Annotated in this window: 15 protein-coding genes; 11 read left to right on the top strand and 4 right to left on the bottom strand. The window is 56.5% G+C overall.

The window, feature by feature from the left end:
- Positions 1–8: 8 nt before the first annotated feature.
- Positions 9–278: a type B 50S ribosomal protein L31 gene (locus ACP7A4_RS02355; RefSeq protein WP_059764935.1), complete on the bottom strand. Its 270-nt coding sequence runs from the start codon at positions 276–278 to the stop codon at positions 9–11.
- A gap of 322 nt (positions 279–600) precedes the next feature.
- Here ACP7A4_RS02355 and ACP7A4_RS02350 point away from each other — a divergent pair, with 322 nt between their 5' ends.
- The 3 genes from ACP7A4_RS02350 (at position 601) to ACP7A4_RS02340 (ending at position 8,721) form a co-directional block, all read left to right on the top strand.
- Complete coding sequence (locus tag ACP7A4_RS02350; RefSeq protein ID WP_059764937.1) at positions 601–2,217, top strand: FMN-binding glutamate synthase family protein; 1,617 nt, start codon at positions 601–603, stop codon at positions 2,215–2,217.
- 195 nt (positions 2,218–2,412) lie between these two features.
- Positions 2,413–7,452, top strand: a complete 5,040-nt coding sequence (locus tag ACP7A4_RS02345; protein WP_426245371.1) for a dermonecrotic toxin domain-containing protein — start codon at positions 2,413–2,415, stop codon at positions 7,450–7,452.
- 147 nt (positions 7,453–7,599) lie between these two features.
- Entirely contained in the window at positions 7,600–8,721 is a 1,122-nt protein-coding gene (locus ACP7A4_RS02340; RefSeq protein WP_426245881.1) for an OpgC domain-containing protein, read from the top strand.
- 60 nt (positions 8,722–8,781) lie between these two features.
- Here the strand turns inward: ACP7A4_RS02340 and ACP7A4_RS02335 are convergent, their stop codons facing one another.
- Complete coding sequence (locus ACP7A4_RS02335; protein ID WP_048362654.1) at positions 8,782–10,203, bottom strand: amino acid permease; 1,422 nt, start codon at positions 10,201–10,203, stop codon at positions 8,782–8,784.
- Positions 10,204–10,573: 370 nt separating this feature from the next.
- Between ACP7A4_RS02335 and ACP7A4_RS02330 the strand changes: the two genes are divergently transcribed.
- From ACP7A4_RS02330 to ACP7A4_RS02320, 3 genes are all read left to right on the top strand, one after another.
- On the top strand, positions 10,574–13,672 hold the full coding sequence (locus ACP7A4_RS02330; RefSeq protein WP_426245368.1) for a transglycosylase domain-containing protein: 3,099 nt from the start codon (positions 10,574–10,576) through the stop codon (positions 13,670–13,672).
- 309 nt (positions 13,673–13,981) lie between these two features.
- Complete coding sequence (locus ACP7A4_RS02325) at positions 13,982–14,563, top strand: PadR family transcriptional regulator (RefSeq protein WP_059764945.1); 582 nt, start codon at positions 13,982–13,984, stop codon at positions 14,561–14,563.
- Positions 14,560–15,345 carry a siderophore-interacting protein gene (locus ACP7A4_RS02320; RefSeq protein WP_426245366.1) on the top strand — a complete coding sequence of 262 codons (786 nt, stop codon included), beginning with the start codon at positions 14,560–14,562 and terminating at the stop codon, positions 15,343–15,345. The genes ACP7A4_RS02325 and ACP7A4_RS02320 overlap by 4 nt, the downstream gene beginning before the upstream one ends.
- Positions 15,346–15,454: 109 nt before the next feature.
- Here the strand turns inward: ACP7A4_RS02320 and ACP7A4_RS02315 are convergent, their stop codons facing one another.
- Together ACP7A4_RS02315 and ACP7A4_RS02310 are read right to left on the bottom strand one after the other, a co-directional pair.
- Positions 15,455–16,120 (bottom strand): Pr6Pr family membrane protein, encoded by a 666-nt coding sequence (locus tag ACP7A4_RS02315; RefSeq protein WP_059764949.1) that lies wholly within the window; start codon positions 16,118–16,120, stop codon positions 15,455–15,457.
- A 7-nt stretch (positions 16,121–16,127) separates the two neighbouring features.
- A complete protein-coding gene (locus tag ACP7A4_RS02310; RefSeq protein ID WP_048362649.1) occupies positions 16,128–16,358 on the bottom strand; it encodes a VF530 family DNA-binding protein in 231 nt (76 codons plus the stop codon).
- A gap of 220 nt (positions 16,359–16,578) precedes the next feature.
- Between ACP7A4_RS02310 and ACP7A4_RS02305 the strand changes: the two genes are divergently transcribed.
- The 5 genes from ACP7A4_RS02305 (at position 16,579) to ACP7A4_RS02285 (ending at position 23,649) form a co-directional block, all read left to right on the top strand.
- Positions 16,579–18,615: a TonB-dependent receptor gene (locus ACP7A4_RS02305; protein WP_426245364.1), complete on the top strand. Its 2,037-nt coding sequence runs from the start codon at positions 16,579–16,581 to the stop codon at positions 18,613–18,615.
- A 180-nt stretch (positions 18,616–18,795) separates the two neighbouring features.
- Complete coding sequence (locus tag ACP7A4_RS02300) at positions 18,796–19,767, top strand: L-tyrosine/L-tryptophan isonitrile synthase family protein (RefSeq protein WP_426245362.1); 972 nt, start codon at positions 18,796–18,798, stop codon at positions 19,765–19,767.
- A gap of 48 nt (positions 19,768–19,815) precedes the next feature.
- Positions 19,816–20,667 (top strand): TauD/TfdA dioxygenase family protein, encoded by an 852-nt coding sequence (locus tag ACP7A4_RS02295; RefSeq protein ID WP_426245360.1) that lies wholly within the window; start codon positions 19,816–19,818, stop codon positions 20,665–20,667.
- Between the two features lie 96 nt (positions 20,668–20,763).
- Positions 20,764–22,056 (top strand): glycosyltransferase, encoded by a 1,293-nt coding sequence (locus ACP7A4_RS02290; protein ID WP_426245358.1) that lies wholly within the window; start codon positions 20,764–20,766, stop codon positions 22,054–22,056.
- 210 nt (positions 22,057–22,266) lie between these two features.
- Positions 22,267–23,649: a carbohydrate porin gene (locus tag ACP7A4_RS02285; protein WP_082706835.1), complete on the top strand. Its 1,383-nt coding sequence runs from the start codon at positions 22,267–22,269 to the stop codon at positions 23,647–23,649.
- The last annotated feature ends 78 nt before the right edge of the window (positions 23,650–23,727 follow it).

Here is a 23,727-nt window from a genome sequence, read left to right as displayed (position 1 = left end):
TGTGCGTATCAATCTTGAGCCACGGCCTTCGAACCAAATCCCGCGAAACGCTTGTTAAAGCCTGCAATCCTCCCCTCCGATTGCGTCTTGCGCTGCTGCCCGGTGTACACCGGATGCGAGGCGCTGGAAATATCCAGCACCACATAAGGGTACGTGTTGCCATCGGTATGGACATGCGTACGATCCGTGTCCATCGTAGAGCCGATCAGAAAGTACGCGTCGACCGCGGTGTCGTGAAAAAGCACTGTCCGGTAGTCAGGGTGAATGCCAGGTTTCATGGAATGTCTCCGTCGTTAAGGCAAGATCGAAACGTTATACAGTAACCACCATAACCCCTGCAAATGAGAATTTGTTTCAACTCGGCGTTCACGTTAGGTGCCCGCGACTTTCGTCGGGATGCCGCGCCAGGCGAAATCCCGTTCAATGACTAGTCTGCTTTCTGTAATGACGTTTGCTTGATACAGGGCAAACACCGCCCCCGGGAAACCTCCAGGCTAAAGAGAGGGTCCTGACCACACCGTGAGTTCCCGCTTGTGCAGTTCACAAGCCCTTCAGGCGCAATGGCCTGACTGAAAAAACAAGCCTGAAACAGGAAACCGTATGAGCCTGTCACTGTTGAGCCGTTATGCGTTTTTTGCCTTTTGCGTGATTTTCACTCTCGCCAGCCTGCCGTTTATGCACCACGAGTGGTTATGGCCCTTTACTGCTGTGACTCTAGTGTTGAGCCTGATCGGTATTTTCGACCTGCTGCAAACCCCCCACGCCGTGCGCCGTAACTACCCCATCCTGGGCAACATCCGATACATGGTTGAGACCATTCGCCCGGAGATCCGCCAATACCTGCTGGAATCGGACAGCGATGCCCTGCCCTTCTCCCGGGCACAACGCTCGCTGGTGTATTCACGGGCCAAGAATGAAAGCGCTGACAAACCATTTGGCACCCTGATCGATGTGTACCAATCAGGCTTTGAGTTTATCGGGCACTCCATGCGTCCGGCCCCTTTGAGCGACCCGGCGGGTTTTAGAGTGATGGTCGGCGGGCCTCAGTGCACGCAGCCTTACAGTGCATCGGTGTTCAACATCTCAGCCATGAGTTTCGGCTCCCTGAGCGCCAACGCGATTCGCGCACTGAATAAAGGGGCGCAACTGGGTAACTTTGCGCACGACACGGGTGAGGGCAGCATCAGCCCATATCACCGCGAAAACGGCGGGGACCTGACGTGGGAGTTGGGCAGCGGCTATTTCGGCTGCCGCACGGCCGATGGCCGTTTCGACCCGGAACGCTTTGCCGTTCAGGCGCAAAACCCGCAAGTGCGCATGATCGAAATCAAGATGAGCCAAGGGGCAAAACCCGGTCATGGCGGGATTTTGCCAAAAGATAAAGTCACTCAAGAAATCGCTGAAACACGCGGCATCATGATGGGTGAAGACTGCATTTCCCCTTCACGACACAGCGCGTTTTCAACACCCCTTGAGTTGATGCAGTGGATCGCCCAATTGCGTGAACTGTCCGGCGGCAAGCCCGTGGGCTTCAAGTTCTGCCTGGGCCATCCGTGGGAGTTCATGGGCATTGCCAAAGCCATGCTGGAAACCGGCATCTTGCCGGACTTCATCGTCATCGACGGCAAAGAAGGTGGCACCGGGGCCGCACCGGTTGAGTTCACCGATCACATGGGCGCGCCAATGCGTGAAGGGTTGTTATTCGTGCATAACACCCTGGTGGGGCTCAACCTGCGCAGCAAGATCAAACTGGGCGCCAGTGGCAAGATCGTCAGCGCCTTTGATATTGCCAGCGTGTTGGCGATTGGCGCCGACTGGGCCAACTCGGCACGCGGCTTTATGTTTGCCATCGGCTGTATTCAGTCGCAGTCCTGCCACACCAACAAGTGTCCAACCGGCGTAGCCACACAAGACCCATTGCGCCAGCGCGCCTTGGTGGTCCCGGACAAAGCACAACGGGTGTTTCACTTCCATCGCAACACCCTCAAGGGCCTGGCCGAAATGCTGGCCGCCGCGGGCCTTGAACACCCAGCACAGCTACAGGCCAAACACCTGGTGCGACGCGTGTCGGCAACTGAGGTCAAACTGTTTTCGCAGCTTCACGTTTTTCTCAAACCCGGCGAGTTGTTGACCGGAGAAGTTAATGGCGAATTTTATTCGCGCATGTGGCAAATGGCCCGTGCGGACAGTTTTGAAGCCAATGCACTAAACGTTTAAAAAAACAGTGTCGGGGGGGGGGAGCACCTTCCCGACACTCTGTGCCACTTAATCAATGGCGAGAGGAACTACATAACTAGTTGTTCACCCTGAATAGTTGCTCACTCGGTCTACATCGCGATCAACTTTTTAGACTTTTTAGCGCCCGGCATCCTTCCTAGACTCAAGGCACTCTTAGCCATCGGAAGTTGCAGCATGCCAGAACCCCACTCGCCGCCAGTTCCATCTGTAGTGTCCGCCGCAGACTTGCACGAAGTCGGCATTCACCATGATCTTACTAAAGCGGCCACTCAAGAAACCCTCGCACACACCTCACCCGCTTTCATCAATCGACTAAACGAACACCCCTTCACACTTCCCGAATGGTTTATCAACGCCACGCCCGAGCAGCGAACGGCGTTAAAAGAATCGCAACGGCTCAACCAGGCGTCATTCACTGCCGTCAATGCTTACCTGAATAAAATCAGTACCGTAGAAGCGTTTGCGGCACCTTTGTTGGAACGGGCTTTAAAAGATCGATTTGATATCACCTGTGACGTCAAACGTAATGTCATCACCCTCACCACCCTCAACTGGTTCACCAACGAAGTAGAAAGCTCTACGACTCAAACACTGCTTCAGGCCGCACTGCATAACTTTGAACCCGATCAAGCCCAAGCAGGCGGTATCGCGCGCGGGTCATACCTGTGGAGCGCCGCCTCGCATCACTCCAGCGACCCTGCCCCGCAAAAAATTGAAATTGAACCCATGGCGTTTGTGCGCCTGTGCCGAGAGCTGGATATCGGCGGCCAATATCAATCACATTTGAAGGCCCTGTTAGACCCACCCGACGCGGGAGAAAAAAGGGGGTTGGAGCAAGTGTTCACACAACATGAGCGTCATGTGCTCATGCTCCAGGCGGATATCGCGCTGATGAAGGGCGATATTCTCCACAGTACGCATTCAACCTTGATCGGTTACTGCCGCGGCGAAGACCACCCGTTGTTCAATGATTTGCCCATGACCTGCAATACCCTGGCATTGGATGACATCCCCTTCAAGTCAATGATCCTGTCGCATGGTACCCCGTTGGAACAAGGCCGGCGCTGCATCGTGTATATCCCGGGCGACCCCATCAGTTGCATCAAGGAATACCCAACGGTCAGAGCGGCATCGGCAGACCTGATCCATAAGTTGCACGACAAAAGTTACCGCGACTTCTTTATTCACCTGGCCCCGCAGTATCAAAAACTAAAACTGATCAAACGTTTCAATAACCGCTTCATTCACGCTAGCCGCGACCCGCTGGGCATGCAATTCAGCCCGATCCCGCCCACGCTGTTTCATTTTTTATATGCACAAAAAAAACAACAACTATTTGAAGATGCCTATTTTCTTGCCGTGCCCACGGCCACGGTTAATCGCCTTTCAGTGGTTCATCGCCTGGAACACTATCTGGACATCAGCCTGAATGTATTAAATGTGGCTGCACTCTTTGTTCCCGGGGTGGGTGAAGTGATGACCGTGGTGTTTGCGGCCCAAATAATGACCGATATTTATCACGGCATAGAAGCCTGGGAGCAGGGAGAACAAGCCCTCGCCTGGGGCTATACCAAGAGCGTACTCACCAACCTTGCGTTTGCCGCAGCCGCGGGCAAGTTTGCCAGCGAACTAGCCAGGCCGGTGCCTGTTGAACGGTCGCCTTATGTTGAAGAGTTGCAGGTCGTCACCGTAAAAGACGCTCCCCCTCAGCTCTGGCGCCCCGATCTCAGACCGTACGAACATGACATCCACTTTGACGCCTGGGCCAAAACAGATCCGCAAGGTTTATACACGCACGCCGATAAAAAATACCTGCGTCTTGAGGGTAAACATTATCAACTCCAGGCCGCACCCGATAAAACCTACCGCCTGCAACACCCCGGCCGACCCGACGCCTATGCACCGCTTATCAGCACTAACGGACGGGGCGCATGGCTGCATGAAGCCGAAGAACTCAACGACTGGAATCAAGCCACTTTAATTCGTCGTCTTGATGGTGCACTCCATGGCATCAGCGATGAGCAGGCACTCAATCTGTTGCATGTATCAGGCGTGGATGCAGCCCAATTGCAACTGATTTACATCGAGCAAACGCGGCCGCCCGCCCTGCTTGACGATTGCATCCAACGCTTTAAAGCCCAGCAAATGCTCGACCATTTCATCACTCGGATGCGAGTTGGGGACGTAAAGGCCGACCCTCTCCTGCAACTTCAAATTCTGGTAGAGGCCGAACTATGGCCGCGCACCAAAGCATTGCGTTGCCTGGATAGCTCAGGCCAAACCATCATTGAGTACGGCAACGGCAGCGCCATAAAGCGCCCCGTCCTTCAGATACTCGATAGCCAGGTACGCCAGGGTGAACTGTTAAGCATCGTGCTCCAATCATTGGACTCGCAAGAAATCAGAGACTTGATTGGCCCTGACCCGATCACTGGCACATGGGTGCATCAACTGGAAGCGCAAGTTAAGCAGTTGTGCTCCACGATTGCCGATCATGCCGAACGCCTGCGCGAGCCACTGTTTGCCTCTCAATATCGCTTGACCCAACTGTCGGACGACGCTTTGGTAAAACGCTTGACTGAGGCGTATCCAGGATTACCCGCGCAAGCGGGCGATGAAATGATCAAGGCCGCCGCATCGGCTGAAATCTGGCGCTTGGAGAACGGCGCTCAGGTGCCTCTGCGCCTTAAAGAAGAAGCCTTGGCCTTTGTGCAAGAGACTCGTCTGATGCGGGCTTACGAGGGCCTTTACTTTGATTACGAAGCCAATCCGGATACGCAAAAAATGATACTGCACAGCCTTGCGCAAATGCCTGGCTGGCCCACTGACCTGAGGCTTGAAGTTCACGACCGCATGCTTTACGGCCCCCTGCTTGATTACCTGGGTCCCGAGGATGCCCCGGTTCGCAAAGTGCTGGTCAAGCAGGGCAAACGCTACAGCACGTTCAACGGGCATGACCAGATGCTGCACGGTCTGGATGATATCTACGCCTCGGTCCTTCACGCGCTCCAAGACGAACACCGCGCGGCGCTGGGTTTCCCGCACACGGGCCAGGGCCAGGCATTGAAGGAAGCCCTCGCAGAACGCCCGGCGATGGATCGACATATGCTGAGAATGATCCTGGGTATTTCAAGGGCTTCGCTAGCGCCAGATTCACCTCTGCAATTAACACGAGGGCGACGCGGTTATCCTCGGTTTGAAAAAGAACCCGCGCGCTGTGGACGGGCTCCCTTCGTTTGCTTCCCGGCCAACCCGAGAAGAATCCGCCACCTGAAATCCAAACTGTATCCGGCCCACACCTACCAATCGGTCGAAGGTTTTTTGGGCCTTGAAAGCCTTTACAGCCGCGAAGGGCTGACCCGGCTTGAGGCGTTGAACAAAGAATACAAAACGCTCAGAAACAGCCTGAATGACTGGGTTGGGGCGCCCCTTGAAACGGTGCAAGTGAGCGAATTCCACCAACGTCCGGTGCATATTCGCGACAAAACCCGCGCCGCCAACAAAATCATTCGATGCTGGCAGCGAAGCTCGGGGATGAGTAGCCCACATCCCGGTGCTCGACTCAATCTCAACGACATCAATCTCGCGACACTGCCCACGCTCAAAGCCGACTTCAGCCACGTCACGACACTGGAAATAAGCAATACCTACCTGCACCGCAGTGTTGAGGCGTTCCTCACCCATTTCCCCAATCTGGAGGAAGTGAAGTTTGAGGCCTCCCATTTGCGTGAACTGCCCGATTCGTTGTTCAGCCTCCAACACTTGAAGCTCCTTAACGTGAGGGAAAATTACCTCGCCCTCTCTCCGCGCACTGCCACACAATTAGCGGTTTTGAAAAAATTGCGGGCGATTGACCTTAGCCATAATCCGCTGGGCGTCATCCCTGATTTCAGCGCGTTAACAGAACTCGTGAGCCTGAAATTGAGAAGTACCGGACTCACAGCATGGCCCACAGGCATTGAGTATCTGGAGCATTTAACGCATCTGGATATGCGCGGTAACTTCCTGACGACCCTCCCACCCGGGTATTTCCAACTGCCTGCGACACGACTGCGTAACACCTTTGTGCACGACAACCCGTTCACCGGTTCGACACTGGAGGCCGTCAACACATACCGCCGCCACCTGGGACTTGCTCCGGAATTGCGCAGCCATGCCGTGGCGAGTGCGCCCGAGGGCCAACTTCTGCTGTGGCTTGAGCCAGACTTGATCGAAGCCGAACGCACGTTGAAAACAAACCTCTGGGACGCGGTCGCGTCAGAGCCACAAGCGCAAAACTTCTTTAAGGTCATTCAGGACCTCGTCGCCTCAGCAGACTTTGAATTCGACCGCCAGCCGTTAACGCGCAAGGTATGGCAGGTTCTGGAAACCGCAGCCGATGACAGCGCCTATCGAGCCGAGGTGTTTGCAAACTCAATAGAAAACGAAACCTGCGTCGACCGTACTTCCACTATTTTTAGCCGCTTCGGTTTCAAGCTATTACTGCGTGAAGCCTTGTTATCCGACGCCGGGGTCAGAGAAACCAAACTGCTCGCGTTGATGACCGGTCGAGTGCGGTTGTTGGAACTCGATGACATTGCCCAAACTCAAATCGCGTTGCAGGCCCATGCTTATACCAATGCCGTCAATGAAGCTGTTTTAGCGCCAGACGCCATACAAAGGCTCAAGCCTGATGAACTTGAAGTGAAGCTGATTTATCAAGTCGATTTGGCCCAACGCCTCCAACTGCCCTGGCAGCCCTCACATATGCGCTTTCGAAATGTTGCAAAAATAACCCCGCAGCAAATTGAAGAGGCGTATCAAACCGTCATCAACAAAGAGGCCACCCCAGGGTACATGGCAAAAAAACTGCTTGAGGAGGACGTGTGGCGGGACTACATCGAATCCACTTACAGCAGCGAAATAAACGCCGCTAACACCCTGCTCGAACAGCGTTATAGCGATATCGAAAGTCTTCAGGAAAAACAGCAACAGTGGGCATTGACCATGAACAGTACTGACGCACCGGCAAGGGCATTACTGGAAAGCGAGCTTAAAGCACTTGCCCGGCGCCTGGCCCTTGACCAAACCAGGGTGTTTACCGGCGCCCCCATGACTGAGGCAGACTATCTCGCCGAACTTGCACAACTTGACCAACAACGGAAAAAACCCCTGGAGCGGATTACCCAAAAAATCCTTGATAGAAAAACCTTGGCCACGATTGAAGAAGAGTAATGCGAGCCCGCCTGCGCGCAACATGAAGTCACCTCAAGGCTTTGCATTTAGGTGCTTTTACCGTCACCCTGCGCGCCTCTTTCCGGCGGCGCGCAGCCTCTGCTGCCATTGGCTGTTTATTAAATTTTGACCTGAGTACTCACCGTGATAATCCAAGGACGCGACCAGCGCATCGACTTTTTTCGCGGACTGGCGTTGATTTTCATCTTCTGGGATCACATCCCGCACAACCCGTTGGCCGAACTCACGGTGCGCAACTTCGGGTTCAGTGATGCCGCAGAAATCTTTGTGTTTCTGGCTGGCTATGCCGCCGTACTCGCGTACGGAAAAATAGGCCAGCGGGACGGTTTTCTGTTGGCCGGGATCAAAATCTTGCGCCGTGCCTGGGTGCTCTATGTGGTGCACATTTTCTTGCTCGCGGTGTTGATGGGCATCGTGTTCTTTGCCAACAACCACGTCGAAACCCGCGATTTGGTGCAAGAAATGGGCTTGCAGTACTTTTTGAGTAACCCACAGCAAGCGCTCACTGATGAGCTGCTGCTGCGCTTCAAACCCAACCTGATGGACCCGTTGCCGCTCTACATCCTGCTACTGCTGGGTTTGCCCCTGGTGTTGCCGTTGTTACTGCGCAAAACAGCCTATGTGGTGGGTGCTTCATTGCTGCTTTACCTGGGCGCACCGTACTGGAATCTGGCAGCACAAGAAGGCGGAGTCTGGTTCTTCAACCCAATGGCGTGGCAGTTTTTGTTTGTGCTGGGCGGCGCGGCTTCCGTGCAGGCTCAGCGCAACATCGGCTCCGGGCAACGAGCGCGCTGGCGCCAGCCTCTTTTTATCGGTGCGGCGCTTTACGTAGTGCTTACAGGCGTATTGGCACTGTCCTGGAAGTGGCCACAGCTACACGATGCGTGGATGCCACTCTGGCTGGGCGAGCACCTGTATCCGATCAGCAAAACCAACCTTTCACCCGTTCGCTTGCTGCATTTTTTGGCATTGGCCTACGTGGTCGCCAAAATCGTCCCGCACACTGACTGGCTGAATCGCGGGCTGGCTCGCCATACCTGCCGCATGGGCCGTTACTCACTGGAAGTGTTTTGTCTGGGCGTGATTCTGGCGCCGTTGGCCGACATGCTCAATGCACTGGGAGGGGATACGTTTGCGATGAAGCTTTTCAGCGCCCTGCTGGGCGTCGGGATCATGGCCATACTGGCCACATGGCTGGACTGGTACAAACGGTTGGGCAAGCAGGCACCGACTGCGTCGAGCCGCTGAGTATTCATGGGTAGGAGCGAGCGCGCTCGCCCCTACCGCTGCCTCAACTGTATTACGCGCTTATGAGGCCGAGCTTACGACTGCAGGGGTCGTGTGCTTAGGCTGCAACTTGAACACGTAAAACAGAACCGTCAGCAAGATCAAGAACGCCGGGCCAACAAACAAAGCCACTCGCGTCTCAACGAAGTAAGCCATCAGCCCTACCACAAAGAACAAGAACGCCAGTGCAGCATACGAGCTGTACGGGTACAGCCACATCTTGTACTTCAAGGCAGCCGCTTCTTCCTTGCTCAGATTTTTACGAAAGCGCAGTTGCGCCAGCAAGATCATCAACCAGGTCCAGATCGCACCGAAAGTGGCAATCGCCGTCACCCATACAAACACTTTCTCGGGCGCCAGGTAGTTGAGGACCACGCCCAGCAGCAACATTGCAATCGACAGCAACAATGCCTGACGCGGCACGCCATTTTTCGAGGTGGTGCCGAAGTTGGCGGGCGCCTGACCGTTCTGCGCCAGGCTGTAGAGCATACGACCGGTACTGAAAATGCCACCGTTGCATGAGGACAGCGCGGCCGTGATCACCACAAAGTTAATGATGCCCGCCGCGGTTTTAATGCCCAGACGCTCAAAGGTCATGACAAACGGGCTGCCTTGGGTGCCGATCTCATTCCACGGGTAGATCGACAGGATCACAAACAGTGCGCCGACGTAGAACAGCAGAATGCGCCAGAACACCGAGCCAATCGCACTGGGAATGGTCTTTTGCGGGTTCTTGGCTTCACCGGCGGTCAGGCCGATCATTTCAACGCCCAAGTAGGCGAACATCACCATTTGCAGGGACATCAACACACCCTGGATGCCGTTTGGCAGAAAACCGCCGTGGGCCCAAAGGTTGGAAATACCCAGTGCAACGCCATCGTTACCAAAACCAAACGCGATGATGCCAATGCCACCGAGCACCATCGCAATGATGGTTACGATTTTGATCAGTGCAAACCAGAACTCAAACTCACCGAAAGCCTTGACCGCGATCAGGTTGATCGACCCCATGCTGATCAGCGCAGCAAGCGCCCAGATCCAGCGCGGTACATCGGGAAACCAGATCCCCATGTACACCGCCACGGCGGTAATTTCCGCGACACAGGTCACCAGCCATAAGAACCAGTAGTTCCAGCCCGTCAAAAAGCCCGCCAATGGGCCAAGGTAATCTTGTGCGTAGCGGCTGAAAGAGCCAGCTACCGGATTGTGCACGGCCATTTCGCCGAGGGCGCGCATGATCACCAGGATGGCCAGGCCACCGATGATGTAGGACAGCATGATGGCAGGGCCTGCCATTTCAATTGCTTTGGCCGAACCCAGGAACAGGCCTACGCCGATACAGGCGCCGAGCGCCATCAAGCGAATATGACGTTCGCCCAGTTCGCGCTTGAGCGGACCGCCTTGTGCGGTTTCGCCTTGGGGCTGGTGGTTGCCGACTGGCATAAAAGTACAACCTCATATTGTTATTGGATGTGGCATCAATCGGGCGTTCTATCAAGCCGGGCGTGTCACCTGGCTCCCCTCTTGATCGGCCCTGACCTTGTGGGTCGACAGGTCAAAAGGGAAATGCCCTACTGAGATCGGCGGCGAGTATTGCACAGCGTTGGTGCACAGTCATTCCCCTACCTAGGACGTATTTACCTACTTTAAAGGCTCTATTCCTACACTTTCAGACGCATGCCCCGTCAGCCGGGGCCTGCATCACCCGTCGGAAAAGCATTTCTGCAGCGCCAGCACAAAGTTTTCGCCTGCCTCACTCAACGTCTACGCTTCACATAAGCGCAGCCAAAATGCGTATGTGGATCGGTCGATTATGGGCGCACTGTGGCATTCCAATTCCAATCAAAGCGCAGGGCCAAAACCGTCAGTGGAGCATGTGCTGCCCCCACCGCAAAGGCCCGGCGGACGGCGCTATGGCTGGATTTTGGTGAGCGTTTTGTCACTCGCAGGCCTGGCCGCAATCAGCCTGATGGTCGTCAAAGAAGTACGCACCTCCGCCCTTCAGGCGCGTGAGTTCAGTCGCTTTGCCGCGTCCCTGAGTTATTCGATGCAGGCAGGTCCAAGCGACTCGATGCTGTACCCCGGTGCGGGACCTTTTGACAAGCGATTGGGCTACAGCGCTTTGGGCGACTTTTTGCCGCGCTTGTTAAAACGTGATTACGTGATTGCTGAACAAACTCGCTTCTCGCCAGAGCTGTTGAGCTACAGCAAAAAAGGTTTTTTCGTACCGTACTCAGAAAAAATTCAAGCTGGGCTTTCCATTACTGACTGCTCCGGCGCACCGCTCTATCAGTACAACTACCCGCAACAGCTCTATTCGAACTTCGCCAGTATTCCGCCAGTGGTGGTGCACAGCTTGTTGTTTATCGAAAACCGCGACCTGCTTGACCCCAAGGAGCCGTTGGCCAACCCCGCCGTGGATTGGCCGCGTTTTGCCATGGCGGCGTGGTCGCAGGTTGCAAAAGTGCTGCACATGCCTGGCCAATCAGCGGGGGGCAGCACCTTGGCCACGCAACTCGAAAAATACCGTCACTCGCCAGATGGCCTGACGCTGTCCGGCAGTGAAAAAGTGCGGCAGATGATCTCCGCCAGCGTGCGGGCCTATCAGGATGGGCCTGATACCCTGCAAGCCCGCCAGGCCGTGGTACGAGACTATCTCAACAGCGTGCCGCTCTCAGCGGTGCCGGGGCATGGTGAAGTCCACGGCATGGCTGAAGGATTACGGGTGTGGTACGGCGCCGATTTCAATCAGGTCAATCAACAATTGGCCAGCACTGCCAATGACCCGCAAAGCCTTGCATCCCGCGGCCTGGCATTACGAGAAGTGCTGTCGCTGATGATCGCCCAGCGCCGCCCTTCGCATTATTTGGCCAAAGGCCGCGAAGAATTGGCGCAATTGACCGACAGCCATATACGTCTGCTGGCGCAGAACAACGTCATTGATCCCGCATTAACGGCTGCGGCGCTGGCAAGCAAAGTAACCTACCGCAACTGGAATACAGCGCCGACGATACAGCCCATCGAAACCAACAAAGGCATCAGCGTGGCGCGTGGCCGTCTCTCGGCGCTGCTCAAGCGCCCGCTGTACGACCTCGATCGCCTTGATCTGTCCGCTACCAGCACATTGCAAGCCGACTTGCAGCGCGAAGTCAGTCACTACCTGCGTCAACTGGCCGATCCCGCTTTTGCCGGCAAGCTGGGATTGCTCGGCGAACGTTTACTGACGCCCTCCAGCACTGCGCAGGTGCGTTACAGCTTCACCTTGTTTGAACTGACACCCGATGGCGCCCGCGCCAGGGTCCAGACCGACAGCACCGATCAGCCTTTTGACATTAACGAAGGCAGCAAACTAGAGCTGGGCTCGACCGCCAAACTGCGGGTCATGACCACTTACCTGCAAATCATGGCCGAGCTGCATGATCGCTACGGCGCTCAGTCCAGCGCCAACTTGAAGAAAGTCCAGATCAATGACCAGGACCGCTTGAGCCGCTGGGCGCTGGATTACCTGATCCGGGACCCCGGCGCCAGCCTGGCGAACATGCTCGATGCCGCGCTCAACCGCCAATACTCCGCAAGCCCCGGCGAAAGCTTCTTCACCGGTGGCGGCATGCATCACTTTCACAACTTCCGCAATCAGGACAATGGCCGCAACCCGACCCTGCGCGAGGCCATCCGCGAGTCTATCAACCTGCCCTTCGTTAGGCTGATGCGCGATGTGGTGCGTTACACCACGTATCAGGCGCCAAGCAACAGCGCCGAACTGCTCAAAGACGACCTCAATCCGCGTCGTCAAGAATACTTGAGCCGTTTCGCCGATCGCGAAGGCACCACCTACATGCTCAAGTTCTGGAAAAAATACAAAGGTAAAGACACCCAGGCGCGCCTCGACACCTTTCTGGACAGCATGCACCCCACCGCCATTCGCATGTCCGCGGTGCACCGCTATCTGTTCCCGCATGCTGACCAGGCCACCTTTAACAGTTTCGTGCGCTCACACCTGCGCAGCGACAAGATCACCGACGATCGCCTCCTCAAGCTTTACCAAAGCTACGGCCCTGGCGCCTATGACCTGCCTGACCAAGGTTACATCGCCAAAGTCCATCCGCTGGATCTGTGGCTGATGGGGTATTTACTGAACAATCCGCAGTCCACCTTCCAGCAAGCCGTAGCGGCAAGCCAATTCGAACGTCAGGAGGTTTACAGCTGGTTGTTTAAAAGCCGACACAAAAGTGCTCGTGATAGCCGGATTCGTACCATGTTGGAAATCGAAGCATTCCTCGATATTCATCAGCGCTGGCAAAAGGTCGGCTACCAGTTTGACCACCTGGTGCCATCACTGGCCACGGCCTTGGGCAGCTCGGGGGATCGTCCGGCAGCGTTGTCAGAGTTGATGGGCATCATCCTTAACGATGGCGTGCGTTTGCCGGTGTTACGCATTGATACCCTGCATTTCGCCGCCGATACGCCTTATGAAACCCGCCTGATCAACGACCCCGACAAAGGCGAACGGGTGATGCCGAGCGAAGTGGCCACGGCCCTGCGTGAAGCCCTTTCAAACGTAGTGGACGCCGGTACTGCGCGCAGGGTTTCGGGCAGCTTCAAACAAACCGACGGCAGCATACTGGCCATGGGCGGCAAAACCGGGACCGGTGATAACCGCATCGAAGCCATGGGAGCGGGCGGACGCATCCTCAGTTCCAAGTCGATCAATCGCACGGCAACTTTCGTGTTTTACATCGGCGAACACCACTTTGGCACCCTGACTGCGTTTGTCCCTGGACGCTCGGCCGAAGCCTTCAAATTCACCTCCGCCCTGCCAGTGCAAGTCCTCAAGGGCATGGCCCCGATCCTCACGCCGTACCTTCAACCCGCCACTCACACCTTGTGCCATCCGCCTACCGCCCAGTTGTAATCATCCATAAACCCGGCACTGCGGCGCGGCTCTTCAGCGGCTTGTGAAACTGCCGAGGTTGGCGTAGCCCTTGCCGAGTCTAGGTTCGATTGCAAAGCGATCATTTACCCGATCACTACTGGGGTGCCGCTGGACGTGCAGCCTGGTATTGCTCGTCAACGGCAGGTTTTACGCATGGGATGCTGGGCCGGTCGCTACAGTCTCTAGCGTCGATCAGCACATGAGAATAATTACCGTTCATCGCCTCTGCTTGAACAGGCTTAAGATATATCTTAAGTTGTATCTGACTTTTACAGAGAGCGAAGAGAAATGAGAGAACATCATCATCCTCATCACCGCGAGCACGGTGTTGATCCCGACGGTTTTGAGAAACGTCCCGGCCGCGAACGCGCAGGCCGCGGCCCACGGGTATTCGCCCCTGGCGATTTGAAATTACTGCTGCTGGCGCTTATCGCCGACCAGCCTTGTCACGGTTACGACTTGATCCGCCAAATCGAAACGCTGTTCGACGGCGCCTATAGCCCCAGCCCCGGCGTGATCTACCCGACCCTGACCTTCCTTGAAGAAAGCGAAATGATCGCCGGCGATACCGAAGGCGGTAAAAAACGCTATACCGTCACCGACGCCGGTCGTCAGTCACTGGCCGAGCAAACCATCGCGCTGGAAGGCGTGCGCATGCGCATTGATGTAAGCAAGCGCTCGCTGCGCGGTCACGACCGACCGGCTGAAATCCACGAAGCCGTGCACAACTTGCGGCACGCGTTACAAATGCACCATGGCCGCTGGAACCCGGAAGAAATCCTGCGCGTTCGCGACCTGCTCAACAACACCGCCAAAGCCATTGTCGATGGCCCTGTCACTGCACTGTCATCGCAGGAGAACGCTGAATGAATGCCATCGCCCCCCAGACCATTCACCGGGTCATGCATGAAATAAAACGCCGCAAACTTGAGGTGCTCCGGGTGACCGACCTGACACCCCGCATGCGCCGTATTACCGTAGGCGGACCTGAGTTGGCCGGCTTCATCAGCCTGGGCAGCGATGACCACGTCAAGTTGTTCTTCCCGCAGAACGCCGAAGAACAGGCGGCACTCGAAGGCCTGGAACTCAGTGCCGGGTTGAAGAGCAAAAGCATGCCTGCGATGCGCGACTACACCCCGCGTCGCTACGACCTGCACACCCTAGAACTGGACATCGACTTTGTGCTGCATGGCGACGGGCCTGCCTCTACCTGGGCGGCCCAGGCCACACCGGGGCAGTACCTGCACATTGGCGGTCCGCGTGGCTCAATGGTGGTTCCCGATATCTTCGACAGCTACCTGCTGATCGGCGACGAAACGGCCATCCCCGCCATCGCCCGACGCCTGCAAGAGCTCCCCGCCAATCGCCGTGCACGGGTCGTGGTAGACATCGAAAACGCAGGGGAAGAGCAACCCTTTGACAGCGCTGCAAGGGTTGAAGTGATCTGGGTGCATCGCGACCAGCCGAATGAAGACCTGCTCAAGACCGTTGAACAATTGAAGATGCCTGAGGGCGAGTTGTATGCATGGGTGGCAACCGAAAGTGCACTGGCGCGCAAGGTGCGTCGTGTGCTGCTCGACACCCATGGTTTGAATGACGAGTTTGTAAAAGCGGTCGGCTACTGGCGGCTGGACGACAGCGCCGAAGATTAATCGACCGCGTACGAGCCGGTAGGTTTGACGGCGGCTTCGCACCCGCACGCAGCCTCGCGTTGCTCGTCAGCGGCTACATCGGGTGCAGCCCCCCCCCGTCATCTGCTGTTTAAGCGGGTGTTGCAGGCCGCTTCCATCGGTCCAGCCCCACCACAATGACGGCCACGGTTATGAACCCCGCCAAAATTGCGCTGGCATTGATAAATGTCAGCGCATACCCCAGCTTCTCGACGTCCACAAACGGATACGGGTACACACCCAGCAGATGCCCGCGTAACAGGATGTAGGCGAAATACAAAATGGGGTACAGCGCCCATAACCCGATGTGCCGAATGCGTAACGCGCCTTTGGGTACGCAAAACCACCAATACAGGGCGAAGAGTACTGGCATTACGTCATGCAGCACTTCATTGGCCAGCCACTGCAAACCCTGGGGCTGCCAGAGATTACGCAGCAGCACACTGTACGCAACGCCCACCACAATGATGCTCACGCAAACACCGCTGCTAATCCGTGGCTGCAAGAAGAACCTTCTGACCCCTGACTCACGCCCCGTTGCCTCGCAGGTCAAAACTACCGCCGCCAGGGTGTTAGTCAGAATGGTGAAAAAACTGAAGTAGTTCACCAATCCCCCCAACACGCTAGCGCCTGATGTCCAGCGGGCCAGCAACACCAGATCCAGCTGCAACGCCAACCCGCTCCATCCCACCATCGCCAGCAGGGTGCACAGCGTGCGTGTGGCGGTGGCGCTCACTCTCGTCGGGGGATTGTTCATCGGCGAATCAAATATCGCGCTTGGTGCGGGCGTATTTCACATACAGCTTTTCAACTTTTTCCCGCGCCCAGGGCGTTTTCCTCAAGAACGTCAGGCTCGACTTAATGCTCGGGTCGCTTTTGAAACAGCGAATATCAATGCGCTCAGCCAGCCCTTCCCACGTGTAATGCGCCACCAGCGCCGTAAGGATTTGTTCCAGCGTCACACCGTGCAATGGGTTGTTAGTGGGTTCAGTCATGCCGAGCCTTAAGAAAGCAAAAGAGAGAAAGTCGCGCACCTTAGCCGAGCACTCGCTCAGGGGGAAGTGCATTTGCCACGCACAGCTTAGCCGTGACTGGAGAGGTGAGATGAAAGTTCCCCTTGGTTACCTTAATAGTGATGTTATATTGTAACCAATGCTTTCCAATCAGAGCGTATCTCGCGCGCCTTTTACGTCTAACCCTTCCAAGGAACTTGCAATGTCGTCCCCCGCCTTCCCACGCCATCTTCGCCGTCTACGCCTGACCCCACTGGCTACCGCCCTGCTCGTTGCCTCCCCGGTATATGCCCTTGAACTGCAACCCCAGGTGATTACCGGCAACCCGCTTGGCAGCAGCCAGTTGGCATCACCGACCACCGTCCTGGAGGGTGACGACCTGACCTTGCAACAACAAGGCAGCCTCGGTGAAACCCTGAACAAGCAACCGGGTGTGTCCTCGTCCTACTTCGGGCCCGGAGCCAGCCGACCGATTATTCGTGGTCTGGACGGTGACCGCATTCGCATTCTGCGCAATGGCGTCGGGGCGCTGGATGCCTCATCCCTGTCTTACGATCACGCCGTGCCGCTGGACCCGGTGAATGTCGAACGGGTGGAAATTGTGCGCGGCCCCGCCGCCTTGCTGTACGGTGGCAATGCCATCGGTGGCGTGGTCAACACCTTTGACAATCGCATCCCGACTGAGGCCATCGAGGGCATTCAGGGTGCGGGAGAATTGCGTTACGGCGGTGCAGACACCACGCGCAGTAGCGCAGGCAAGCTGGAAGCAGGCGATGGCACTTTCGCCCTGCACCTGGATGCCAACGCCCGCGAGTTTAACGACCTGAAAATCCCCGGTGATGCGCGCAGTCGTCATGCACCGGCAAGTGAAGACGGCGACGATAAAAAAGGCCGTTTGGGCAACAGCAATGGCCGTCAGGACGGCGGCGCGGTGGGAGGTTCTTACACATGGGACGACGGTTATGCCGGCCTGTCCTACAGCAACTACGACGCCAATTACGGCTCACCCGCCGAACAAGACGTGCGTATTCGCATGAAGCAGGATCATTACGCGTTTGCCTCCCAATTGCGCAACCTGCAAGGCCCCTTCAGCTCGCTGAAATTCAACGCCGGTTACACCGACTATGAACACCGCGAAATCGAAGGCGGCGAGGTCGGCACCACGTTCAAGAACAAAGGCTACGAAGCCCGTGTTGAAGCGCGGCACGTGCCCTTGGGCCCGCTGAATGGTGTGGTGGGTGCTCAGGTCAACCGCAACGAGTTTTCTGCCTTAGGCGAAGAAGCGTTCGTACCGCACACCGACACCAACAGTGGCGCCCTGTTCATCCTCGAAGAACTGCAAGCCACCGAACGCTTGAAGCTCAGTCTGGGCGCTCGTCTGGAGCACACCGTGGTCGACCCGGATGCCAAGGGTAACGAGCGCTTTTCAGCGGCTGATCGCTCTAAAAGCTTCACCGCAGGCAGCGTGTCGTCGGGTGCAGTCTTCACCCTGACTCCGATTTGGTCGTTGGCTGCCACCCTGGGCTACACCGAGCGCGCCCCTACGTTTTATGAGCTGTACGCCAACGGCGCGCACGTTGCGACCGGCACTTATGAAGTTGGCAACGCAAACCTGTCAAAAGAAAAAGCCGTCTCCAGCGACCTGGCCCTGCGTTTCGATAACGGCACCCACACGGGCAGTGTCGGCGTGTTCTACAGCCACTTTTCCAATTACATCGGCTTACTCGGCTCAGGTCGTATGTTGAATGACGAAGGTGAACCCGACGCCGATGGTATCCCGGAGTACACCTACTCCGGAGTACGCGCACGTTTCACCGGCTTTGAAGCGAAAGATCACTGGAAACTTGGTGAAAGTGCCTACGGCAAATTCGCGCTGGAACTGTCAGGTGACTACACCCGAGCCACCAACCTCGACACGGGCGAAGCGTTGCCTCGTATTGCACCACTGCGCTTGAGCAGTGGCCTGCTGTGGGAACTGGATCGCTGGCAGGCACGGGTGGACATCGAACACGCCAGTCATCAAGGGCGCGTACCGCGCAATGAGTCGGGCACTGATGGTTACACCACCTTAGGCGCCAGCGCCGGCTATCACTTTGAAGTGGGCAGCAGCCAATGGCTGGCCTTCGTCAAAGGCCAGAACCTGACCAATCAGACCGTGCGTTACGCCAGCTCAATTCTGCGCGACATAGCGCCTGCGCCCGGGCGTGGCATTGAGGTCGGTTTACGCACCACCTTCTAAACCTGCGCACCTGCACTGAGCGTCGCGCAGCCCCTCTGCGCGGCGCCATCGGAGGCTCTAGAACAGGCTGTTTGCCACTAATGCGAGACTAAATAAAAGCAACATTTCGCTTTATCGCTACGCTCTTTCTCCGTTCTCACCTTGTAAATAGATTTATCCCACAGAGAACTTGGAGTCGTTATGCACGGAAGCTGTAGCACCACCGCCTCACACATCCTCAATGAAATACTGCATTACCGCCGTCGTTTCTCAGGCAGCGATCAAGATATTTCCCTCGAAAACGACATCGTTACCGTCACCCAATTGCCGCGCATTCAGACCTTTATCAGCGCCAACCTGCCCATTCACTTCATCTTGCCAGCCTTCCCGGCCAAGTCCCCGAACCCCAATAAAGTGCTGGGTGCTGTCCCGGACATGGCTGAAAAACTTGCCCTGACGTTTCTCAATTCATTGTGCGAAAACATTAAGAGCCACTACGCACCCGGCGCACGCCTGACCATTTGCTCGGATGGCCATGTATTTTCTGACTTGATCAACGTCAGTGACGCCACGATCAACACCTACCAGAACAAGATCAAAGCGCTGATCAAGGATGAACAGCTGTCACACCTGGACGTACTGAACCTGGGTGATATCGAAGAGTTCGCGGCCTTGACCGATGACTACGATGTGCTGCGCAGCACGTTGCTGGAAGGCTACGCCGACCCGCTGCAAGACATTCGCGAGCACCTGATCAACGACGAGGACGGCACCCGCCTGTACCGCGCCATCACCCGGTTCATGTTTGAGGACGGTTTAACGCCGGATTACCAGGGCTCAAAAACAGCGCTGCAACGTGACGCCCGCCAACGCGCTTATGGTGTGATTCAAAGCAGTTGGGCCTGGGGCAACCTGCTGGCGCAGTGTTTCCCGGATGCCATTCGCCTGTCGATCCACCCGCAACCTACGTCGAGTTTAAAAATGGGCATTCATATGCTGCCCACCAAGGATGACTGGTTGACGCCCTGGCATGGCACAGCCGTGGATGTGGACGGCACCTTTGTGCTGATGAGAAAAACCGAAGCCATGGAGCTGAATGCCCAGCCGGTGTGGGTCGATGGCAACCACAGCCACTACTCGCTCGACTCGCGCAAGTCAGCCGAATGCGCATGATAAGCACGGATGCTTCTGAATTTTCGCAGTCTCATACGGTAAACAGTGATGCAAAACACACCTGTTTTTAACGTCAGTGCACATTCGCCTTTTGGCCTGATGATCACGCCTGCCTGCAACGGGCAAACGGTCGAGCAACTGGATGTCAGCCAGCTCATCGCTCTGGCACGCGAGCATCACTTGCTGATACTGCGCGGGTTTGCACCGACCTTCGTCGATTCACCGAGTTTCACCCGCTTTGCCGAGCAGTGGGGAGCGATCAAGATGTGGCCCTTTGGCGCGGTGCTTGACGTCAAGGAGCACCCGGACGCCACCGATCATATTTTTGATCACAGCGGCGTGCCCTTGCACTGGGACGGTATGTACAAGCCGACCATTCCTGAATTTCAACTGTTCAATTGCCTGCATGCCCCAGCAGAGGATGAAGGTGGCCGTACGACCTTTCTCGATACTGAGGCGCTGTTGGCCCATACCCCGCAGGAAGTGATTGAGCGCTGGCGTGACGTCAGTGTCACTTACCGTATTCGTCAAGTGGTGCATTACGGCGGCCAAGTGTGCTCCTCGTTGCTGGTTGAGCACCCGCGCACTGGCAAGCCGGTGCTGCGTTACAACGAACCGGCTCAGGAGGACGAGCGCTTTCTCAATCGCCATGCGTTGCAGTACCACGGTATCGAGCCGGACCAGGTGCGGGCGTTTGAACAGGACCTACAGGCCCGGCTGCATGACCCGCGCTTCTACTACGGCCATGCCTGGCAACAAAACGACGTGGTGATTGCCGACAACTTCTCGCTGCTGCACGGCCGCGAGGCATTTACCGCACGCTCTGCACGACACTTGCAGCGGGTACACATCCACGCCGATCCCCTCTGCCACAACACCGCTTTACAGCCCGGCGCCTGACCTGGGACCGCTGCCCGTGTGCGCCAACTGCGCACCCGGGTAGCGGCCAGATATCACGGTTTTACACATTGATGAACACATCGAAAGGACTTCGACATGGCACGTCTTCTGATGGCTTGCACCGCCAGCCCAGGGCATGTTTTACCGCTGCTTAAAATCGCTGAACACTTGATAGGCCAAGGCCATGAGCTGGGGGTACTGACCGGCAAACTGTTCCGCCAGCAGGGTGAACAGATTGGCGCCGAGTTTTTCGAATTCAACGAAAACATCGACTTCGATTACCGGCACGTAGACCGTCTTTTTCCGCAACGCGCGTTGCTACCTCCAGGCCCGGAGCAAACAGCTCTGGCCCTGAGGAATTTTTTTGCCGATGCCATGCCACTGCAAGATCTGCAATTGCGTCAACTGATTCAAGACTTCAAACCCGACGCACTGATCATTGAAAGCGTGTTTTATGGCGCCCTGCCGTTACTGCTGGGTCCTGTCGCCTCCCGCCCCCCAGTGATGTGCATCGGTGAAACGCCGCTAGGTCTCAGCTCGCGGGACTCGATCTTCTTTGGCCCGCGCATACCGCCCGCCGTACTGCCAATGGACTTCACGCGAGAGTCGCTGGTTATCAGCGAGCATCAGCGACTTATCGAAGAGGTTCATGACTACTTCAATCAAACACTCATCCAGCACGGGCACCCCACATTGCGTGAGGCACTCAGCGATACGCTGATCAACGACGTGGAACGCTTCTGCCAGTTGTCGACCCAAGCGTTTGAATATGCGCGCGATGACCTGCCACAACACTTGAGATTTGTCGGCCCGCTGCGCAATCCTCCAACTTCCAGAAACGCCGTCAAAGATCCATTCATCGAGGAGGATGGACGTCCGCTGGTGATCGTGACGCAGGGGACGGTGGCCAATGCCGACCTCAATCAACTGCTGCTGCCTACCTTGCGCGCGCTGGCAGGCTTACCTGTCAAAGTGCTGGCGCTTACCGGCGGCCGGGGCATCGACCCGTCCCTGATCCCCACGGCCGACAACCTGCGCGTTACCGACTTTGTGGTGTATGAACAGGTGCTGCCACACGCCAGCGTATTTATCACCAACGGCGGCTATGGCTCGATCAACAGCGCATTGGGCTATGGCGTACCGGTGCTGATCGCGGGCACCGGCGAAGACAAAGCCGAAACTTCTACGCGAGTGGTATGGGCGGGGTGCGGCATTAACCTCAACTCCAGCTACCCCTCTGAGCAGGCAATTGCGCACGCCGTGCAAAAAATCATCACTCAAGCCTCTTATCGCCTCCGTGCAAAGGAGATCGCCGAAGATTTTTTACAGCATGACGCACTGGCCATTATTTCGGACGAACTCCAGCAAATGCTGGCCGAAACAGCCTGAGACGATCGGTCGCAGCACACTGTTACCAAATCCGAAATGATCCATGTCATTTAAAGTGCTGTTTCAAAAGGTTACAGCGCTTTATCATTCCATTCTTAGAGGCTGAACCGATTCACGGCGCCTCCAAATCTTCAAGGGTGCGCGCCGATCTTTACAAGACAGCGCTACCACTGCCACAGCCATACCTATAAAGACTCACTACCTCGACCTATGTCCACATTTCTGATTTTGCGCAAACACAGTGCGCTGCTTCCTATGGCCGGGCAAAAAGCCCTGAGCCTGATGGGCGGCCTTACTGCTTTCGGCCTGGCCACCTGCGTGCAGGCAACCCCGGCGTTCGACAGCGATTCCAAATGGATGTTTGGGGACTGGAACGGCACGCGTAGCGAGCTGGAGCAAAAAGGCTACGCCTTCTCCCTCGACTATGTCGGCGAGGTGGGTTCCAACCTGCATGGCGGCTATGACCACGACCGTACGGCGCGCTACAGCGATCAGTTCGGCCTGGGCACGCACTTGGATTTGCAAAAGATTCTGGGCTGGGAAGATGCCGAGTTTAAGCTGACGATCACCCATCGCAGCGGTAACAACATCAGCAACGATCGCATCAACGACCCGCGCGTGGGGGGCTTCACCTCGGCGCAAGAAGTCTGGGGCCGTGGCCAGACCACCCGCCTGACGCAGATGTGGTACCAACAGAAATTCTTTGATCAGAAGCTCGACATCAAAGTCGGCCGCTTTGGTCAGGGCGAAGACTTCAACAGCTTCCCGTGCGACTTCCAGAACCTGGCGTTCTGCGGTTCGCAGGTCGGTAACTGGGCTGGGAGCATTTGGTACAACTGGCCGGTCAGCCAATGGGCGTTGCGCGTCAAATACCACCTCACCCCTGAGCTGTATGCTCAGGTCGGTGCCTACGAGCAAAACCCGTCCAACCTGGACCGTGGCAATGGTTTCAAACTCAGCGGCAGTGGCACCCAAGGTGCCGTGTTGCCGGTTGAACTGGTGTGGACGCCAAAAATCAACGGGCTGCCAGGGGAGTATCGTGCGGGGTACTACTACAGCAGTGCCAAGGCAACCGATGTTTACAAAGATGCCAATGGTCAGGCCGCAGCCTTGAGCGGCGAAGCTTATCGCAGCAGTTCGAGCAAGCACGGCATGTGGCTGGGTGTGCAACAGCAACTGACCCGCCGCGCCAGCGATCAGTCGAGGGGCTTGAGTGTGTTCGCCAACGCCACCGTTCACGACAAGAAAACCAACCCCATCGATAACTATGTGCAGGCGGGCATCGTCTACAAAGGCGTGTTCGATGCACGGGCCAAAGACGACATCGGCTTTGCCGTGGCCAGGGTTCACGTCAACCCGGCCTATCGTAAAAACGCTCAGGCGACCAATCAGGCCCGCACGGTGTACGACTTTGACGACGCCAGCTATCTGCCGCCGCAAGACACCGAATACAGCGCCGAATTGTATTACGGCGTGCACGTCACTAACTGGCTGACCGTGCGACCGAACCTGCAATACATCCGCCATCCGGGCGGCGTCAACCAACTGGATGACGCGCTGATCGGCGGTTTGAAGATTCAAAGTTCGTTCTGATCCCTGCACGAACGACCGCGACGAGCATGAAGCTTGAAGCTGACTCACAAGGACTGACTTTACTGAATCGCCCCGCGT

The organism is Pseudomonas sp. TWR3-1-1 (assembly GCF_049896545.1).
GTDB classification, from domain to species: Bacteria; Pseudomonadota; Gammaproteobacteria; order Pseudomonadales; family Pseudomonadaceae; genus Aquipseudomonas; species Aquipseudomonas weihenstephanensis.
Note: the sequence above shows the minus strand (reverse complement) of the source record. Positions and strands in the feature narration are given on the sequence as shown.

Coding starts and splice junctions, on each gene's coding strand:
- ACP7A4_RS02290 (WP_426245358.1), top strand. CDS start 20,764: ATGGCACGTCTTCTGATGGCTTGCACCGCCAGCCCAGGGCATGTTTTA.
- ACP7A4_RS02295 (WP_426245360.1), top strand. CDS start 19,816: ATGCAAAACACACCTGTTTTTAACGTCAGTGCACATTCGCCTTTTGGC.
- ACP7A4_RS02320 (WP_426245366.1), top strand. CDS start 14,560: ATGAATGCCATCGCCCCCCAGACCATTCACCGGGTCATGCATGAAATA.
- ACP7A4_RS02345 (WP_426245371.1), top strand. CDS start 2,413: ATGCCAGAACCCCACTCGCCGCCAGTTCCATCTGTAGTGTCCGCCGCA.
- ACP7A4_RS02325 (WP_059764945.1), top strand. CDS start 13,982: ATGAGAGAACATCATCATCCTCATCACCGCGAGCACGGTGTTGATCCC.
- ACP7A4_RS02330 (WP_426245368.1), top strand. CDS start 10,574: ATGGGCGCACTGTGGCATTCCAATTCCAATCAAAGCGCAGGGCCAAAA.
- ACP7A4_RS02355 (WP_059764935.1), bottom strand. CDS start 278: ATGAAACCTGGCATTCACCCTGACTACCGGACAGTGCTTTTTCACGAC.
- ACP7A4_RS02350 (WP_059764937.1), top strand. CDS start 601: ATGAGCCTGTCACTGTTGAGCCGTTATGCGTTTTTTGCCTTTTGCGTG.
- ACP7A4_RS02300 (WP_426245362.1), top strand. CDS start 18,796: ATGCACGGAAGCTGTAGCACCACCGCCTCACACATCCTCAATGAAATA.
- ACP7A4_RS02335 (WP_048362654.1), bottom strand. CDS start 10,203: ATGCCAGTCGGCAACCACCAGCCCCAAGGCGAAACCGCACAAGGCGGT.
- ACP7A4_RS02315 (WP_059764949.1), bottom strand. CDS start 16,120: ATGAACAATCCCCCGACGAGAGTGAGCGCCACCGCCACACGCACGCTG.
- ACP7A4_RS02305 (WP_426245364.1), top strand. CDS start 16,579: ATGTCGTCCCCCGCCTTCCCACGCCATCTTCGCCGTCTACGCCTGACC.
- ACP7A4_RS02285 (WP_082706835.1), top strand. CDS start 22,267: ATGTCCACATTTCTGATTTTGCGCAAACACAGTGCGCTGCTTCCTATG.
- ACP7A4_RS02310 (WP_048362649.1), bottom strand. CDS start 16,358: ATGACTGAACCCACTAACAACCCATTGCACGGTGTGACGCTGGAACAA.